We start from the raw sequence: 17,400 nt of genomic DNA on the forward strand, positions 1-17,400 counted from the left end.
AGGAGCCTGACCGAGAATAGACTGCGCTACAGCGGTTGCGATAAATTGGTCTAAAAGTTCCTGCTTCTTCATCAAATAGCTCCGCTATTCTCTTCAGAAGCAGAAATTTTATCCTCAATTTCTCGCAATCCTCGCTAAGGGCGCTATTCTCGGTCAGGCTCCCAGGCTACTTAAGGTTAGCCGTCACGATGTAAAAGATTTAGAAAAAATGATTGGTATAATGCCCAACATTCTCAGGGTGCCGTAATGAAAACAGATGACGATGGTCTGATTGAGTTAAACAGCATTTTATCGGAATTACAGATAATTTTTTATGCTTTTTTTGTTTAAAAACAGGTAGAAGTCACTAATATTGCCATGTACGATGACCGAACTATAAAGTAATCAGTTAGATGTCTTGATGGGTGCAACCTTGTGAGGTAGCCAGAATGAAAAGCGTATTATTGGCTATTACCGTGTTCACTTCCACAATGCTTCTTGCAAGCTCTGGTTTTTCTGCTTCATCAGCATTCTTAATCGTACGTTTTTATAACAATACTGATTATACCTGCGCAAGAGCACACTATGCTATTAATGATAAGCATGATCGTTGCACTTGGGATGAGAAACCACCTCTTACTGTAAAAGCCCATAAATCAGGTTCTTGGAGGGGAAAACAATCAGGGTTATATGGCCCTGATATGTCTGTATCCTTTGAGTGTGGTGATTACTATTTTACCGTGATAAATCGACAAAATTTTTCTTTTTTATCAGGTGGGGATCAGTTTTGCAGCACTTATCATGTGGATAAGCACCTGAATGTTACCAACAAACAGTTTAAGCATGCTAAATATGGCAAAAACCCCGGTATTGCAGAGGTCACTGTTTCATTGAAGGGGAAGTCATCTTAAGCTTGAATAAAACGGGAAATAAGTGACTGCATTTAATTTAACACCCAATGTAACGGGTGCTGTGTCCCTCAGAAGACCCTCTTAACAGCCTGTGTAGTGATGATCGCCAGGAGAAAAGATCACTCTTTCGCTATTGCCTTAACGCCTCGCCTTTGCCAACAAAAAGACAAAATAAGCGCCACCAATAATAGCGGCAATCGTGCCTGCCGGTAGTTGTTGGGGGTACATCACTGTTCGGCCCGCCCAGTCTGAAAACACCATCAGGGTACCGCCCAGCAGGATAGACAGCAACAACTGCTGTATGGCTTTCTTTGCGCCGAGAATAACAGCCAGATGAGGCGCCACCAGACCAATAAATGCCACAGGCCCCATCACCGCGGTCACCAGCGCACAGATCATAGCTACCAACACCAACAGACATAATCGGGCACGGGACGTATGCACCCCCCTTGCCTTTGCTACCTGATCACCAATACCGATCAATACCAGCCATCGAGAAAGTGATAAGGCAACTGCCGTTAATACCACAACACCACCGGCAAGAAAAAGCGCTTCAAAGGCGCCGACTCGGTAAGTGGAACCAGCCAGCCAGCCGATGATGCTATAGATGTCATCACTGCCTTTTGCCAGGGTCAGCTGGACAAGTCCTTCCACAAAAGCCGAAAGGGCAATGCCCAAAAGCACCATACTATCCGGGGCATACTGATGCTTTCGCCCCAGTAGCAGTAATAATAACAACACTACCAGGCTGCCAGCCATCGCCACAAAGGTACCGCTATTGTGGATATTTTCACCTGTAACGATTGCCACCGTCACCAGTGCCAGTGTTGCGCCGGCAGAAAGTCCGAGAATATCCGGGCTGGCCAGGGGGTTTCGAATTAATCGCTGCAACACGACACCGGCAACAGCCATTCCTACACCTGCCGACGCAGCGGTCAGTACTCTTGGCCACCGCAACGACATAAGGAGGTCAGATGGCCACTGAAGATGCCAGCCTGATTGTGAAGCTGTCAGGGTTATGGCGATAAGAACCAGCCCCACCAACACGGTGGCCATCAATGACCATGTCATCCAGGATACTTTGGCAATACCCGTTGGCATTGCCAACAATCCAGCACCACTGCCGTTAGCTTTGCTGCGCGCAAAAAGTATCATTCCCGGGGCTCCAATTAATGCAGCAGCCGTTCCACTGGGAATAATATTTTCTGTCCACCAGGAGGCAATGATGGCCAATGCGTCAGTGCCCAACAACAATAATGCACCCAGTACCAGACTGAAGAACAATTCATCAAAGGCCCGCCGGGCACCTAAGGCTCTGGCTATATTCGGTGCCAGCAATCCGGTAAAAGCAATAACGCCCACAGCGGTGATCGCGCTGGCAATCAGCCAGAGCGCCATCAAGACAAAGATAATAAAAACAGGCCACAACATCAGGCCCCGTGACTGCGCGCCTTGTTCTCCCAAACGCAATAATGTCAGGGGTTTATGTGCTAGCAGTAAAACCAGCAGGCCAACGCTGAGTTTGGGGGACAACCAAATCACCCACTGCCAGTCAGTTTGAGTCAGGTCACCTGCTCCCCAGATAAACAAGTTTTTTGTGGCCTGCTCATTAAGCAAAATAATAACTGAAGCCACCGCGCCCAGAAAAATATGAGTAGCCATACCAGCCAGGACAACGGGCAGGCTTCCCAAGTCCTGACGGCCAGCCACCAACAAGACCATGCCCGCAGATAATGCCGCCCCACCCATGGCAAACCAGACGTTATACTCCGACAGTGACGCCGGAAACCAGATACTGGCAATCACCAGTGACAACCAGGCACCCGACGAAACACCCAGGGTCATAGGCGACACAAGACGATTACGAGTGAGTTGTTGCAACAAACTACCGGACAATCCAAGCGCTCCTCCCACCATTAAAGCCAGACAGGCACGGGGCAGTGACGTATAGTAGTAAAGCACCTGGTCAAAATGTTGTGAGTGGGTGTCAAATGAAACCATTATCTGCCATTGCTCAGCCAGCGATAGTGATGTTTCAAGTTGCAGGTAGAGCCCAAAGCCAATGGGCAATAACAAGAGAGCGGTCAAATAGTGAATAGGCATTGTGCGTTAAGGCTCAATCTTCAATAAGGCAGTGGTTATTGCCTCAGCTATATAACCAATGGACATAGGGCCACCGTTACTCCATACGGGCGCAACAGCTTCATAGTGATTTTTTTTAACAAAAGGCATCGCTTGCCAAAGGGGGGAAGTAAAAAGTTCCCCAATAGGGCCTGAAGGCTCAAAATACAAAACAATGCCGTCGTTTATTTTGCCCAGCTCTATTACCTTTTTTTGAGTAACGCCCCATTTACTGGCTTTTTGCGGCAGTGCAGGCAACATACCCAGCTTTTTCAACGCATATTGTGGCATAGAATTATCGCCGTATACCCATAACAGCGATGCATTCGTAAATCGAATTGCTGCTACTTTTGGTAAAGATGACCCATTTGTACTCTTAAAGTGAGAAAAATGGGAAAAGTGGGAAAAGTGCGCTTTCAGCAAGGCAGCCTTTTTTTCCAATAATTGTTCAAGCCCCCGTAACTTTTGTTGTGCCAGCGATTCCTTTTGGAACAAGGCCGCCAATTGCAGAAAGGTGTTTTCTGCCGCCTGGTAATTATCATGATCCTTACGGTAGGTGCTAAAGCTCAACACCGGCGCGATCATTCGTAATGTTGGGACTAAACTGGCCTGGTCATCCTCCACTAAAATAATATCGGGCTTAAGGCTCAGTATCCTCTCGAAATTAGGCTCCAGTCGTGTTCCCAGGTCGATGACTGTTTCTGGTAGTTCCGGTTGTACAACCCATTGCCGGTAGGCACTGACATCAGCAATCGCCAGGGGCGTAACACCCAGCTCAAGCAGATTTTCAGTAATGGCCCAAGATAGCGTTACCACACGCTTTGGCGATTGACTAAAAGTATGTGTGCCGGTGCTGTCAATGACGGTGATTGCCTGACCGACAGAAGCCAGCAGCAGTGAAAGTATAAACAGCACGATTAATGGCAAGGGTTTATTCATAAGACATATGGCTTTTAATAACTCACAAGCACTCTCAATTACTCTAAAGTACTCTCAGCAACAACGGCGATTTTATGAAATCCTTTTGGCGAGTCGATAAACTCAAGATCAAGGCCGTATAACTGACTAAGTCGTGAATCAGAGAAGAGTTGGTCGGGTTGGCAATTAAAGGCAATCTGACCCTGCTTTAAACCGATGATATGATCAGCATAACGAACAGCCAGATTAATATCATGGAGAATAACGGCAACACCGCGCTGTTTTTTCATACACAGATTTTTTAATAAAGTCATGACTTCATATTGGTGCGCCAGATCCAGGGCTGACACTGGCTCATCCAGCAATAGCATGGGTGACTGCTGAGCAAGCAGCATAGCGATCCAGGCTCGTTGTCGCTCACCCCCTGAGAGTTGATCGACGATATGACTGGCATAATGATCGGTATGAGTATCTCTCATGGCGGTATCAATCACCCGTTGATCTGCCACTGTCTTTTGGCCAAAAATACCGCGCCATGGGAAGCGACCTAAGGCAACCAGTTCCCTTACGGTCAGACCAGTAGCGTCAGGCAGATGCTGCTGAAGAAAGGCCACCTGGCGGGCAAGTTGCTTTTGAGAGTAACCTGTCAGTGGCTTGCCAGCTAATGTGACAGTACCAGTTGCTGGTATTACCTGCCGGGCCAGTACTTTCATCAGCGTTGACTTACCAGAACCATTATGACCAAGAATAACCGTGAGCGTATTTTCCCCCAGGGACAGTTCGTCCACAGCGAGGATCGTTCGATCATTAGCCGATACCCTCAAGTCAGTCATCTTATACATGGGCACGCCACTCATCCCGTAGCCGTTGTTTCCGGATAGTCAGTGTTTGTTTTGGGCACGAGGCACAGAGCTCACCATCACACCGCCGGTAATGAAGACAGCAGGTTTTACGCTGAAGCCCAAGCCCGTCAGTGGCGCCTTTGATGGGCAACAACATCAGCGCGCTGTCATTTTGTTGATTCATGGCTGATAACCAGCAATGTGCCCAATACTGAAAATCCTCACTCCTCGGATTCTGTTCCATTCGATACATTTTAATCAAGGCATCCATCAGGCAGTCAGCCAGAAACCGAAAGGCCAGCTTTTTTTTCACGGGTGTCACCGCTGTTAACTCCTGTAATAACCCTTCAGACAATTGCCGTAGTTGTCGAGCCGCACGGACAATCAAGGCATCTAAACGGCAGCTTGTTTCACGCTCTGACAGCTCAAAGCCAAAGACAATACCGTTATTGATTACCTGCTTGATGGTACAAAGATCCGGGACAATCCCTAACCGATGCACACTTAGTACGGCCACCAAAGCGGGTTGCCAGCACAAGAGGGTCCAACACCTCAGGCCAGCATAGGCGACACCTGCCTCTGGGTGTGCCTGGTACCAATGTTGGTAAAGCGCAGCAAGGTGACACTGGTTACTGCCTCCGGCGATGATGCCTGACTGGCCAGTGTACCCCACTTTACCATTAATGCCCGGACAAACCGATTCAGTAAGCGCCGGTAATTGTTGCAGGCAGCTCGACATAGTTCACTTCCTAAAACCGGGCATCCAGGCTTAGTTGAACCGTACGCTCTGATCCCATCCAGCAATTATTGCCATCGTAGCAGCTGCTTACGTAGGTTTTGTTAAACAAGTTATTGACTGTCAGTCCCAAGGTGAGGCTCGGATGAAGGGCGTAGGAAACCGACGCATCAACCAGCGTCACGCTAGGGATAGTATCTGTGTTATGGGCATCGAGCTGCTGTTCGCCGATATAGCGAATACCCGTACCCAACGTTAAGGCTTCAGTCGCATAATAATCAGCCCAGATTGATGCCATTTTTTCAGCCACAAATACCGGTGTTTTACCTTCCAGTGCCGTATCCTGTGGGTTCTCTGTTACCTGAACATCCATGCTGGTCAGTGCGGTGGTCACATCCAGGGACGGGCCAACCATTTGTGTCCACGACAACTCAACGCCCTTGGAGCGAACCGCGCCATTTTGTGTTTTCTTTGAGAAGTCGGGGGTGTTGACCACAACATTTTTCTTGGTAATGTCAAAGGCAGCCAGGGTGAGGGTTGTGCCAATAGCTAGGTTTTCAAATTTTAAGCCTGTTTCAATCTGGTCAGCCGTAGTGGGTTCGAACGTTTTATGAGTATATGAGTCCACGCCAGCTACAGGCTCAAAAGACTGGGCATAACTCACGTAGGGGGACAGGCCATTATCGAAGGCGTAAATAGCACCGAGTCGCATACTGGTGGCATTTTGATCAATGTCAGTAACAGAGTAACTGGTTTCAGATTTTGTTAAATCAGTTGACGTGTTTTTATCTTTACTTTTGTAATTATCCCAACGTAATCCGGCAACCACCGTCAATGCTTGCCAGGACATTTCATCCTGAATATAGAGTCCGGTCTGACTTTCATGGATATCATGGAGGTAGATGCCATCTGGTGAAAGGGTATCCGGGTTTATCTGTGAATGATCGGGGTTCTCCATATCAATAGTGGCAATAGTGCCCATATCCTGATAATTAATATCCGTACTCAGCTGCTGATACTCGAGTCCGGTGAGCAGATTATGGCTGATCGCTCCGGTCTGGAATGTAAACGATAACTGGTTATCAACCACAAACCCTTTAATCTTTTCATCCGTTGAATAGGCTACCCGGTTTAGCGTTTTGCTATCGGCCTCTAAACCTACGTTATAGGTATTTTTTTGTTGGGCGTTGGCATCTGTATAGCGAAAAGCCTGTAGAAAAGCGACATTTTTGTTAAATTCATGATTCAGCTTATAGCCAATCAATGTTTGCTGACGCGCAAATTTTGCCCAGTTCTTGTCACCCGCATAAGCATCTGCATCCAGTCGTCCATAAGGTGCCTTGTAAACCGTTCCCACAGAAGGTAAAGGGGTAGATGGGGTCATCTGTGGATCGTACTGGCGATAAAGATTAAGGTTCAGGCTGGTTTTATCAGACATTTGCCAGGTTAAGGAGGGGGCCAGAGTGTAACGCTCTTCCTCTGTGGTGATTTGCTGACCATCTTTATGGCGGCCCAGGGCGATAATACGATAATCTACAGAGTCGCTGATAGCCCCTTTGCTATCAACACCGAGCTCATACAAATTATTCGTACCCACTCTGGTACGAACCCGTGTTTCCTGTTCGGGTGAAGGCTGTTTGGCCGTTTGGTTGACCATTCCCCCTGCTGGCGCAGCACCATAAAGCACTGAGGTGGGTCCCTTTAATACTTCGATGCTTTCTGTGGCAAAGGCATCAATTTGTGGATACAGATTCCATGACTTATTGGATTGCAGAGGAAGACCATCGTAATAATTGAAATACGTTTCAAACCCACGAATGGTGTATTGATCATAGATACTGACAGAGCCACGACTTTCCGGCGTGATACCTGGCACATAACGCAAGGCTTGATTAACACTATCCACCTGCCTGAGTTCTAGTAGCTCATTGTCGTACACCTCATAACTCATGGGTGCTTCCATTGGCTTTAACTCAGATTTGGTTCCTGTGGTTCGGTAACCTTTTCCATAAACCGTGAAAGTCTCGTGAGTATATACATTGTCAGTTTTTTCGACACGTTCATTGCTCTCTACATCACCTTCAGCGCTGTAAGCGACAGGTGAACATGCACTATACAACAATGTTGCGACCACAGCCCTGGATGAGAAAGAAGACAGCATATTCGTGCTTATACCTTTAATAAATAAAAACCTTGACAAAATCATAAATGATAACGATTATCAAAAACCACTGTTGGGGGGCCATGATAATGATTCCTCACTAAAAATCAATGGCTGGCGAAAAGGCGTACCATGCGTGTGATCAATGCTCCATTAAAAGGTGTAGCCGCAGAAACACTATCGGAAAAATTGACAGAAACCTCATTGAGCCGACGGCATACAGATCAACCTCACCAAAAAACAATGTTGTTTCCTGAGTCCGGCATGCCGTTAAAAGACGCTCAACTGTTAAACCATTTGCTCAATGGGCAGACGTTCAGTGATTATCACAGCGGTATTCAAAAGGGCTTGAAAATACTGGCTGAAGCATTTGCTGGCGCTGACAAACCTTTTTCTGGTATTTATCCACAGGAGCTAGAAAAAGCATTTAAAGGGATAAATCCAGGACAGCCATTACCTGACCTCGATAGCGCTCTTGCTGAAGTCAGACAGTTATTTCTTAACGATGCCGTCTACTTTCATCACCCCAAGTATATGGCTCACCTTAATTGTCCGATTACCATCGCTGCTCTTGTTGGTGAACTCATCGCGTCCTCCGTGAACACCGCTGTGGAAACCTGGGATCAAAGTGGTGGTGCTACATTGATGGAACAAACACTTATCAACTGGGTTGCTGAAAAAACAGGATTCCCAGGCGGCAGCGCTGATGGTGTGTTTACCAGTGGTGGTAGCCAGTCCAACTTAATGGGTTTGTTACTTGCCAGGGACGCAGCCTGTGACAAGCATTTCAACCACAGCGTGAAGCGCCTTGGCTTGCCTGAAGGTGCCCATAAACTTCGAATTTTTGCTTCTGAAACGAGCCATTTCAGCATTCAGAAATCAGCGAGCATTCTTGGCTTAGGTTACGATTCCGTCATTACTGTACCCTGTGATCGTTTCTATTGCATGAACCCTGAAGCATTAAGCGCCTTGCTCGACCAAACCATTGGTGAAGGCAATATTCCCATGGCCATCGTTGCCACAGCGGGCACCACCGATTTTGGCAGCATTGATCCTATGCCCTTTATTGCTGATCTTTGTAAGCGATACAACATTTGGATGCATGTAGATGCGGCCTATGGTGGGGGTTTATTGTTATCACAAAAGCATAGACAACTACTGTCCGGCATTGAAAGCGCTGACTCGGCTACCATTGATTTTCATAAATCGTTTTTTCAACCGGTGAGCTGTGGTGTTTTTTTATTGAGAAACAAGGCCCACTTTGCCACCACTACTTACCATGCTGAATACCTTAATCCTTTAAGCCAGAGCGAAGAAGGTACGCCAAATTTGATCAATAAAAGCATTCAGACAACACGACGATTTGATGCTTTAAAACTCTGGGTGACACTCAGAACCTATGGCGAAGCCAGTATAGGCCAGGCGTTTGACCAAGCCATAAGTCTTGCCAGACAGGCATTTCTGTTATTGCTAGCTGAACCGTTAATTGAAGTTTTGCACCGGCCACAATTAAGTACCCTGGTATTTCGTTTTCAGCCCAGGGAGGATTACCCAGATGAGCGGGTAGATAAAGTCAATAGCGCCATTCGTAAAGGGCTGTCCCGTTCAGGTAAGGCCGTGGTTGCGGGAACAAAAATCCACGGCAGGCAATACCTGAAGTTTACCTTACTCAACCCAGCGACAACGCTAGAAGATATTCACTCTGTTATGGAAGCCATCAAGGAATACGGTTTAACTTTTATGGAGCAAAACCGGTAGTTTCTTTGCTGTCACTCTTCTTTAAATAAAAACGTCTTGTGTCGTAAAAAATTTCCTGAATATAAATAGAATACTATGTCTGTTAAAATATATGATGTTATTGGTATAGGTGTTGGTCCTTTTAACTTAAGCCTGGCGTGTCTGGTTGAACCCATTAAACATCTGGATACTGTTTTTTTTGATAAAGCCCCGGGCTTTGACTGGCATCCGGGTATGATGCTCGAAGGAAGTCACCTGCAAACCCCTTTTATGTCAGACCTTGTGACACTGGCTGACCCCACCAGTCCCTACAGTTTCCTTAACTTCCTGAAAGAACAGGGCCGCCTGTATTCTTTTTATATTCGTGAGAATTTTTTTATCTTACGGAAGGAGTACAACGATTATTGTCAATGGGCCACCAAAAGGTTGAACAACCTCCAGTTTAATAGTGAGGTTGTCTCCATTGATCACTATAGGGACAGTGGCAGCAAAGATGAAAAAGACGAAAAAGATGTCTACCAGGTGACGGTTAAAGATACTCTTACCGAGAAGCTGTCTGTGCACTTTGCCCGACGCCTTGTCATTGGGACAGGCCCGGTTTCCTCACTGCCTTTATGTTGTGAAGATGATGCAACACTTCTGGAACAGCACTCCTCAAGATACCTGAGCAATAAAGCGGCTTTGCAAAAACAGTCCGCCATTACCGTACTGGGCAGCGGCCAGAGTGCAGCGGAAATAGTTTATGATCTGTTGCAGGATATTGACCAGTTCAACTATACCCTGAGCTGGATTACCCGCTCCCCGCGGTATTTCCCCCTGGAATACACTAAGCTCACTCTGGAGATGACATCACCTGAATATGTGGACTATTTTTATGGCTTATCCAATAGCAGACGACAACAGCTTATTGATGAGCAAAAGAATCTCTACAAGGGTATCAATAGTGAATTAATCAATGACATTTATGACCTGCTATACGCCAAAAAACTCAATGCCAACATTGATGTTAATTTGCAAACCAATGCAGCTTTGCATGACATCAAACGATTGGCGCAGGGCAGGGGCTTTGCGTTAAGCCTTTACAATGAAGAGTCGGAAGAATCCTATACCCACACAACAAAAGGGTTAGTGTTTGCCACTGGCTATCAGCATAAAGTTCCCGGCTTTTTGCAAAACATCGCTTCAGCAATCCGCTGGGACGACCAGCACGGCACTTTTAATGCCCACAGAAATTATACTATTGATCACCAACAGTCGTGTATTTTTGTGCAAAATGCTGAGATCAACACCCATGGCTTTGTGACACCCGACCTTGGTATGGCCTGCTATCGAAATGCCCATATTATCAAAAGTTTACTAGGTGAAGCCTACTACCCCATAGAGAGCCGTATCGCCTTTCAAACCTTTGGGGCACCAAAACCTCAGGACAAACACTGATTTTTCAGGACAAGGATTATGCAGGACCGACTTCGATATTACCTGATTGGCATCACACTGTTTGCCGTGGTCAGCGATACTATGTTGTACCCATTTTATCCACGATTTTTCCAGGATGTATTTGGTATTACCAGCCCAAACTATGTGGGGACCTATTTGGCCTGCATGACTCTGGTGGTTATGCTGGCCTTCCCATTCTGGGCTCGTCTGGCAAAACGGGTGGGAACACTGACGTTGTTGATTTATACACAGGCCGTGGCAGGTATGCTCAGCATACTTTGTTATTTTAGCAGCAGCATTGAAATGTTCTGGTTGATATCCCTTACTATGGTGACATTCAAGGCCAGTTACCTGTTGGTGTATCCGTATATTATGAGCAGGGAGGACGCATCAAAACACACCAATACCGCTGGCCTGCTTTCTGTGATTGTTCATTTTGGTGCTATTGGGGGCGCTTCTGCGGGTGGTTTTTTTCTGGGGCTTGTGGAGCCTCAAAAAATCTTTCTGATTATGTCATTGAGTGACTTTAGCCAAATAGTCGTTTGTTTGTATATTCGCAGCAGGCAAAACGCTGAAAGAGGGTCTGCCGCTGAAGAGACGGTAAAAGAAAAAGCGTTACAAACTGACGACAATGGCCGTTATCGTTCATTGCTAGGTGTACTGGCTATGACCATGCTGGTTTTTTACTTCAGCGCACAACTCACTCGACCTTTCTTCGCCGTCTACTGGGAGGCGGTGTCAGGTATTAATAGCCCTGTTATTGCCGGGCTTGCTTTTGCCATTCCTGCCTGGATTGCCTTATTGGCCCTATGGCTAAACCATCACCTCAGCGACAGAAACCTTTTGTTGCGGCTTACCCCATCACTGTTACTGGGCTGTTGTGGCTTGCTTATTCAGAGCTACGAGCAAACGGCAATGGTTGTGCTTGGGCGATGTCTCTACGGCTGGGCATTATTTCAGGCCACAGTAAAGCTTGATGTATTGCTCTACAAACTCAGTACACCAGAGCACTACGCGACGGATTTCAGCAAAATACATATTTTCCAGAGCCTGGGCACCTTACTGGCATCATTATGCGCCGGTGCGCTGGTTTCCGTGTTGGGTCTGTCTGCGCCACTGGTAATGGCAGCGGCTGGTTTTGCTGCCACTTTGGCGCTACTGACATTATTAAAACCGCAAGAGGCCAAGGTAGCTGCTCAAACCCGGTAGGTAACACATGTACTCATTAGATTTCAGGCAGTTTGAGCGCACCCTTAGGACACAGGAGAAAACATTAGGACGTTTTACTTTCAGACCACTAAGCATCCCTGAAGATACCCCTTTACTGCATAGCTGGGTGACACGCCCCTATGCCATATTCTGGGGATTGCAGGGCGCATCTGCAGCAACGGTGGAGCAAGAGTATCGTCGTATCGCGGACTCATGCGACGTTTATCTTGGATTATCCGAACAGGGGCCGGTCTTGTTGATGGAGGTCTATGATCCTGCCAACGGATCTATTGGCAGTCATTATCCTGTCAATGAGGGTGATGCGGGGATGCATATTCTGGTAGCTCCTCCGACTCGTCGTATATCTGGCTATACGTGGCAGATGTTCACGCTGGTCATGGACTTTCTGTTCAGCTCCCCAGAGATTAACCGTGTCGTAGTGGAACCCGACAGTCGTAACCACAAAATCCACGCCCTGAATCGACGTGCGGGCTTTATTATTGAAAAACAGATTAGCCTGCCAGAAAAATCGGCTTTGCTCTCTTTTTGCGCACGCAGCGATTACCAGCAGGCCATGATCAAAGATAAGGATAAAACAGATGCAGTTTCTTTCTTCCAGGCGACCCTCTGAACTGTCCGTTCAGCCGAGCACTGAAGCAACCGTTAGTCATTTAACCCCTGAAATATGGGCAAAGGCCAATTGCCAGCTTGTGGGTAAAATGATCAGTGAGTTTGCCCATGAACGTCTGTTGCACCCAGAGTTTATGGGACAAACTGAACCCTGGACAGACTATGCGCTTAAATCAGGCAACAACATCCACTACAGATTCAAAGCACGCGCCCTGATGTTGGAGCATTGGTGGATTGACCTATCAACGCTGCGCAAGACAAATAACCAGCAATCAGCACCACTGGATGCTATGGCATTTGTTGCTGAATTCAGTGCTGCCCTGGGTTTATCTTCAGACATATTACCCACCTATCTTGAAGAAATTGCCAGTACGCTATACAGCGCGGCCTTTAAATTGTCCCAATCAAGCCCTGGTGCCAGGGAGTTGGTATTCAGTGACTACCAAACCATTGAGGCCGCAATGACAGAAGGTCATCCGTCGTTCGTTGCCAACAGTGGTCGAATTGGCTTTAGCGCTGAAGATTATCGTCGGCATGCCCCGGAAACAGGCACAAATATTCGTTTGTTATGGGTGGCAGCCAGAAAAAGTCGGTCGGTATTCTCTGTGGTTGACAGCCTTTCCTATGAGCAATTGATAGCAGAAGAGTTAGGTGAGAAAACACTCGGCACCTATGCGGAGACAATGGCAGCCAAAGGGCTTGATCTCAATGATTATGTATTGATGCCGGTACATCCATGGCAATGGCGCAATAAACTGGTTTATGCAAACGCCGCAGATATTGCGGCATCTGATCTGGTTTTTCTGGGTGAAGGCGAGGACCACTATCAACCACAACAGTCAGTTCGCACCTTTTTTAACACCAGCTGTCGTGAAAAACGCTACATTAAAGTGGCATTGTCCATCCTCAATATGGGTTTTATGCGGGGCCTTTCACCTTATTACATGAAAAACACCCCCGCCATTAACCAGTGGGTGGGTCAGGTCATAGACAACGATCCCTTTTTAGTCTCCACCGGATTTCAGGTACTACAGGAAGTGGCCGCTGTGGGTTTTGTCAATTCACGATTTGAAGCGGTGACTGATGCCACCAGCCCTTACCGAAAAATGCTTTCTGCCCTCTGGCGGGAAAGCCCCATGGATAAAATCAGTCCACATCAACAGCTGATGACCATGGCCGCACTGCTGCATGTTGACTCACAGGGCAATGCCTTATTGCCCGCACTGATCAAACAGTCTGGCCTTGGCACAAAAAGCTGGTTGCAACACTACTTACGATGCTACCTGACCCCTTTGCTTCATTGCTTTTACGCTTATGATATGGCCTTTATGCCCCACGGTGAAAACCTGATTCTGGTGATGGAAAACCACCGGCCTGTGAAAGCCTTTATGAAAGATATTGCTGAAGAGGTGGTGATTATGAACACTGACACGGTGTTACCTGAGCCAGTGCGGCGTATCACTGCTGATATCCCGGAGGCGGTAAAAATTCTTTCAATCTTTACGGATATATTCGACGGGATTTTCCGTTATATCGCCCGGATTTTGCTGGCCTATTGCAATTTTTCAGAACAGGACTTCTGGTACGAAGTGGCGCAATGTATTCATCAATACCAGGCAGATCATCCTGATATGGCGGACAAGTTTGCCCGGTATGACCTCTTTATGCCGGAATTCACTCATTCCTGTTTGAACCGTTTGCAACTACAAAACAACAAACAGATGGTGGATTTAACGAACCCCAGCAAAAACCTGAAGTTTGTTGGCACATTGGTCAACCCTGTTGCCCAGTTTGCCAGCTCTGACGGCAGTCAATAGACGATTGGTATAAGAAGCCGTCTAAAAGTCGCTGGAAGATTCCGGTCAGACGACTACTTTCTGGCGATTTTGCCGGGATTTCTGCTTAACAACAATCCCGGTAATGACGATGAATTTGTTTATAAACGGCTTTGGCATTATTGTTTGTGACTACCAGCAGCTCGAAAGGTTACCACATCAAATCATCAGGAATGTCATAATCGGCGTACCAATCTTGCTCTTCCTCGGAAAGGTTTGGCTCATTCTGATTTTGCAGGATAATGATCTCAGGCATACGCTCAGCAATTTTATGCGCGACAGGAACAGGTATGATTTTATAGCTGTCTCCCTGAACAGCAATAGCAAGAAGCCCGAGACTCAGCTTGGACTGCATCTCTTCGGTGACATAGATCTTCTTGACCTTATTATTAACAACGAAATTGTAGCCAATATCTCCCTTTGAGCGTATGACCGTGTTTTTGTCGATCAGCTGTTGAACTTGTGCCTTAATGGCTTTTTTCTGGCGCTTTTCTTCCAGTTCCCGGTTCAATTCACGGTCTTTGTCCGCCAGGGCTTTTTGCTGTTCCTTCAGTTTAGCCCGGTGACGCTCAGCATCTGTCATTTCGCCGGTTTTAACCGCCTGCTTTTTCTGTTTTTTATTGGCTGTTTTCGCTTTCAGGGCTTGCTGCTTTGTCACAAGCCCAGACTTCATTAACTGATCTCTGAGTGATTTGCTCATAATACGTCAAGTTTAACACTATCAATAAGCTGGAGTGGGTTCTCCCTTCACCATCAACAGCGTTATGTTTGATGTTCGGGGAGGGCAATATGCTAATCTTTACTGGCAAAAACTTCGATTTCAACCTTTACATCTTTTGGCAAGCGGGCTACCTCAACCAGACTTCTGGTTGGAAAAGGAATAGTGAAATATTGTTTATAAACCTCATTGATATCCGTAAAGTCATTCATATCTTTGACAAAGACAGTGGCTTTGCGGACATCTTTCATGTCGTATCCTGAGGCGGCCAGTACTGCTTTTACATTCTTTAAGCACAAATGGGCCTGATCCACAGTGGCTTCTGGCAGTTCACCGGTTTCCGGATCGACGGGAAGCTGCCCGGATGTGATCAGCATTTTTCCAAATTGTATGCCTTGTGAGTATGGGCCAATTGCCGGGGGGGCGTCCGGTGTTTCAATGACTTTAACCATCGTGCTATTTATTACCACTAGTTGACTGAGTAAAGGGAGATTTTAGAGGGACGCATGATATTTTTCATTGGTGCAGGTCACACAGATGAGTGTTTTAGTATAAGTACTGATTCAACTAAGTGACTGTCCGTGGATGGCTTTTCCGTGGATAGCTTTCCTGTTTTGACCAGTGGACCCATAGCCAAAATAAATGACTGGCCCTTGAACAGGAAAGTGCCATGCTCTGTGTCCCCTGCCTTGTCTGAGAACTTGTGTGAGAAACTGGACTCGTGGTCGATTGAGAACGCTCCCTGAGGCTATATATTATTTTGGCGGATTACTCGGCGGCACATGAGGCGCCAGTGTCATGATATTCTCCGTTTTCTTGAAGTCATAACCACACTGTTGAAGGTAGGCAGACATATTATTGAGTCGCTCTTTTACTACCGGGTTATCCTCATCACCCAGAATAAGCTGCCAGTTGGTAGTACCGTCACCTTCGGAAGCTTGCACGCCTGATAACGTTAAGACAGTCAGTGCCTGACTCTGTGGTGTCGAAATGAAGTAAGTCGCGCCAACCAGGTGCGTGGGCATATCAGTACATTTCAGGGGTAAGTCGATTAAGCTGGTGTTTATCTTGTTGTTGACTTCCTCCTTGTACGTTTTTTGTGCTTCGGCTGAGCGTTTTTGCAACCCGTCTGAAGGATAAGCCACGTACAAGTGAACACGCGGCCCCTGGGTAGCTAGCTGACGGAGTGTCACAGCACGATCTTCAATGGTTTTTACCCGGGAGGGGTCCTGGCGAAGGTTCGGGTGCATATTGTCCGCATGGCTTTTACCTACGCAGTTACACAGAGGCGTCGTGGGCATGGGAGTATGAATAATCGCTGTTAGATGGGTAATTGCTCCCGTGTCCAGCAGTTTGACCAGTGATTGTTCCAGGGCCTTTTGAAAATTCACCACAATCGGGCGAACATCACTGTCGTCACCTGAGACAACTGTATTGCCAATGTGCTCCAGAGGCTTAATCAGTTGGGAGTCAATATTTTTCTTGACGGCTGGTTTCAAGTGTTGATCGTTATTAATGGCATCAGCAACCTGAGCGAGTATGTTTGCGCTGGCATTTTTATTCGCTGGCTGAGGGGGGTTGGTCGCATAACCGGAAGTGATCAGCAGTGACACAAGGATGCTGCCGACCAGCATGAATTTTCGTCTTAAGGGAGGAGCCATGGGCTAAGTCCTGTGTAAGTCCTATGTAGATACCACGGCATTGAGGATAGTCGAAAAATAGTGAGTGATACGGAATATAACTGATTTTTTGTACAGGCTCTGTGTGTATTTGGGTGCGTTAAGGAATGAGTTTACTACTGAGCCTGTGTACTTTCTCTTGTTTTTTAATGACTTACCATTGAGTTGGCGGCCAGCCAGCCGATCATCAAGCCGGGGAATCAGCTTAACATCGTCATGGTGGCAGTGGCCTTATGCGGGCAATACTCCCTGCGATCCAGACGTTCACAGGCAATGGCTTTGCTCCACACGCTTCAGGTGGCCAGTGAAGCCACCTGGGCAGAATAACCTTCATAACCTTTGAGGCAATGCCAGCGGTTACTTGCTCCATCAAACCAAAACTCTGGTGAGGGTTTTAACCCTGATCCAGGAGCCTGTCCGAGAATAGACTACCCTACTGCGGTGGCAGCAAATTGGTCTAAAAAGTCGGAAATTTTTAGCAAATAGA

At 46.9% G+C, this 17,400-nt stretch carries 15 protein-coding genes; 6 read left to right on the forward strand and 9 right to left on the reverse strand.

Features of this window, described 5'->3' with window-relative positions:
* The first annotated feature begins 428 nt into the window (after nucleotides 1-428).
* Nucleotides 429-890: a hypothetical protein gene (locus V4C51_RS08925; protein WP_330925808.1), complete on the forward strand. Its 462-nt coding sequence runs from the start codon at nucleotides 429-431 to the stop codon at nucleotides 888-890.
* A 138-nt stretch (nucleotides 891-1,028) separates the two neighbouring features.
* On the opposite strand, the gene fhuB is transcribed toward V4C51_RS08925, so the two are convergent.
* Genes fhuB through V4C51_RS08950 form a run of 5 tightly spaced genes read right to left on the reverse strand, consistent with a single transcriptional unit; the run spans nucleotide 1,029 to nucleotide 7,668 of the window.
* A complete protein-coding gene (gene fhuB, locus V4C51_RS08930; RefSeq protein WP_330925809.1) occupies nucleotides 1,029-2,993 on the reverse strand; it encodes a Fe(3+)-hydroxamate ABC transporter permease FhuB in 1,965 nt (654 codons plus the stop codon).
* 6 nt (nucleotides 2,994-2,999) lie between these two features.
* Nucleotides 3,000-3,950, reverse strand: a complete 951-nt coding sequence (locus V4C51_RS08935; protein ID WP_330925810.1) for an iron-siderophore ABC transporter substrate-binding protein — start codon at nucleotides 3,948-3,950, stop codon at nucleotides 3,000-3,002.
* A gap of 38 nt (nucleotides 3,951-3,988) precedes the next feature.
* The gene (locus V4C51_RS08940; protein WP_330925811.1) at nucleotides 3,989-4,771 is read right to left on the reverse strand and encodes an ABC transporter ATP-binding protein; all 783 of its coding nucleotides are present in this window, start codon (nucleotides 4,769-4,771) and stop codon (nucleotides 3,989-3,991) included.
* Nucleotides 4,764-5,510, reverse strand: coding sequence for a siderophore ferric iron reductase (locus V4C51_RS08945; protein WP_330925812.1), 747 nt, complete (start codon nucleotides 5,508-5,510; stop codon nucleotides 4,764-4,766). The genes V4C51_RS08940 and V4C51_RS08945 overlap by 8 nt, the downstream gene beginning before the upstream one ends.
* Nucleotides 5,511-5,520: 10 nt before the next feature.
* Complete coding sequence (locus V4C51_RS08950; protein WP_330925813.1) at nucleotides 5,521-7,668, reverse strand: TonB-dependent siderophore receptor; 2,148 nt, start codon at nucleotides 7,666-7,668, stop codon at nucleotides 5,521-5,523.
* 132 nt (nucleotides 7,669-7,800) lie between these two features.
* Here V4C51_RS08950 and V4C51_RS08955 point away from each other — a divergent pair, with 132 nt between their 5' ends.
* The 5 genes from V4C51_RS08955 to V4C51_RS08975 all read left to right on the forward strand — a co-directional run bounded on the left by V4C51_RS08955 (nucleotide 7,801) and on the right by V4C51_RS08975 (nucleotide 14,498).
* Entirely contained in the window at nucleotides 7,801-9,426 is a 1,626-nt protein-coding gene (locus V4C51_RS08955) for a pyridoxal phosphate-dependent decarboxylase family protein (protein ID WP_330925814.1), read from the forward strand.
* 75 nt (nucleotides 9,427-9,501) lie between these two features.
* Nucleotides 9,502-10,842 carry a lysine N(6)-hydroxylase/L-ornithine N(5)-oxygenase family protein gene (locus V4C51_RS08960; RefSeq protein ID WP_330925815.1) on the forward strand — a complete coding sequence of 447 codons (1,341 nt, stop codon included), beginning with the start codon at nucleotides 9,502-9,504 and terminating at the stop codon, nucleotides 10,840-10,842.
* 18 nt (nucleotides 10,843-10,860) lie between these two features.
* A complete protein-coding gene (locus tag V4C51_RS08965; RefSeq protein ID WP_330925816.1) occupies nucleotides 10,861-12,051 on the forward strand; it encodes an MFS transporter in 1,191 nt (396 codons plus the stop codon).
* Between the two features lie 7 nt (nucleotides 12,052-12,058).
* The gene (locus tag V4C51_RS08970; RefSeq protein ID WP_330925817.1) at nucleotides 12,059-12,682 is read left to right on the forward strand and encodes a GNAT family N-acetyltransferase; all 624 of its coding nucleotides are present in this window, start codon (nucleotides 12,059-12,061) and stop codon (nucleotides 12,680-12,682) included.
* Nucleotides 12,651-14,498, forward strand: a complete 1,848-nt coding sequence (locus V4C51_RS08975; RefSeq protein WP_330925818.1) for an IucA/IucC family protein — start codon at nucleotides 12,651-12,653, stop codon at nucleotides 14,496-14,498. The genes V4C51_RS08970 and V4C51_RS08975 overlap by 32 nt, the downstream gene beginning before the upstream one ends.
* Nucleotides 14,499-14,667: 169 nt before the next feature.
* Here the strand turns inward: V4C51_RS08975 and V4C51_RS08980 are convergent, their stop codons facing one another.
* The 4 genes from V4C51_RS08980 to V4C51_RS08995 all read right to left on the reverse strand — a co-directional run bounded on the left by V4C51_RS08980 (nucleotide 14,668) and on the right by V4C51_RS08995 (nucleotide 17,283).
* On the reverse strand, nucleotides 14,668-15,216 hold the full coding sequence (locus tag V4C51_RS08980; RefSeq protein WP_330925819.1) for a DUF2058 domain-containing protein: 549 nt from the start codon (nucleotides 15,214-15,216) through the stop codon (nucleotides 14,668-14,670).
* Nucleotides 15,217-15,308: 92 nt separating this feature from the next.
* The gene (locus V4C51_RS08985) at nucleotides 15,309-15,686 is read right to left on the reverse strand and encodes a RidA family protein (protein WP_330925820.1); all 378 of its coding nucleotides are present in this window, start codon (nucleotides 15,684-15,686) and stop codon (nucleotides 15,309-15,311) included.
* Between the two features lie 303 nt (nucleotides 15,687-15,989).
* A complete protein-coding gene (locus V4C51_RS08990; protein WP_330925821.1) occupies nucleotides 15,990-16,895 on the reverse strand; it encodes a hypothetical protein in 906 nt (301 codons plus the stop codon).
* 232 nt (nucleotides 16,896-17,127) lie between these two features.
* Nucleotides 17,128-17,283, reverse strand: a complete 156-nt coding sequence (locus tag V4C51_RS08995) for a hypothetical protein (protein ID WP_330925822.1) — start codon at nucleotides 17,281-17,283, stop codon at nucleotides 17,128-17,130.
* Between the last annotated feature and the right edge of the window lie 117 nt (nucleotides 17,284-17,400).

Source organism: Candidatus Sororendozoicomonas aggregata (assembly GCF_031528575.1).
In the GTDB taxonomy this organism is placed as follows: Bacteria; Pseudomonadota; Gammaproteobacteria; order Pseudomonadales; family Endozoicomonadaceae; genus Endonucleibacter; species Endonucleibacter aggregata.

What these genes read in the sequence shown, in the direction of transcription:
- V4C51_RS08925 (WP_330925808.1), top strand. Translation starts at nt 429, where the DNA reads ATGAAAAGCGTATTATTGGCTATTACCGTGTTCACTTCCACAATGCTT.
- fhuB (WP_330925809.1), bottom strand. Translation starts at nt 2,993, where the DNA reads ATGCCTATTCACTATTTGACCGCTCTCTTGTTATTGCCCATTGGCTTT.
- V4C51_RS08935 (WP_330925810.1), bottom strand. Translation starts at nt 3,950, where the DNA reads ATGAATAAACCCTTGCCATTAATCGTGCTGTTTATACTTTCACTGCTG.
- V4C51_RS08940 (WP_330925811.1), bottom strand. Translation starts at nt 4,771, where the DNA reads ATGTATAAGATGACTGACTTGAGGGTATCGGCTAATGATCGAACGATC.
- V4C51_RS08945 (WP_330925812.1), bottom strand. Translation starts at nt 5,510, where the DNA reads ATGTCGAGCTGCCTGCAACAATTACCGGCGCTTACTGAATCGGTTTGT.
- V4C51_RS08950 (WP_330925813.1), bottom strand. Translation starts at nt 7,668, where the DNA reads ATGCTGTCTTCTTTCTCATCCAGGGCTGTGGTCGCAACATTGTTGTAT.
- V4C51_RS08955 (WP_330925814.1), top strand. Translation starts at nt 7,801, where the DNA reads ATGCGTGTGATCAATGCTCCATTAAAAGGTGTAGCCGCAGAAACACTA.
- V4C51_RS08960 (WP_330925815.1), top strand. Translation starts at nt 9,502, where the DNA reads ATGTCTGTTAAAATATATGATGTTATTGGTATAGGTGTTGGTCCTTTT.
- V4C51_RS08965 (WP_330925816.1), top strand. Translation starts at nt 10,861, where the DNA reads ATGCAGGACCGACTTCGATATTACCTGATTGGCATCACACTGTTTGCC.
- V4C51_RS08970 (WP_330925817.1), top strand. Translation starts at nt 12,059, where the DNA reads ATGTACTCATTAGATTTCAGGCAGTTTGAGCGCACCCTTAGGACACAG.
- V4C51_RS08975 (WP_330925818.1), top strand. Translation starts at nt 12,651, where the DNA reads ATGCAGTTTCTTTCTTCCAGGCGACCCTCTGAACTGTCCGTTCAGCCG.
- V4C51_RS08980 (WP_330925819.1), bottom strand. Translation starts at nt 15,216, where the DNA reads ATGAGCAAATCACTCAGAGATCAGTTAATGAAGTCTGGGCTTGTGACA.
- V4C51_RS08985 (WP_330925820.1), bottom strand. Translation starts at nt 15,686, where the DNA reads ATGGTTAAAGTCATTGAAACACCGGACGCCCCCCCGGCAATTGGCCCA.
- V4C51_RS08990 (WP_330925821.1), bottom strand. Translation starts at nt 16,895, where the DNA reads ATGGCTCCTCCCTTAAGACGAAAATTCATGCTGGTCGGCAGCATCCTT.
- V4C51_RS08995 (WP_330925822.1), bottom strand. Translation starts at nt 17,283, where the DNA reads ATGGAGCAAGTAACCGCTGGCATTGCCTCAAAGGTTATGAAGGTTATT.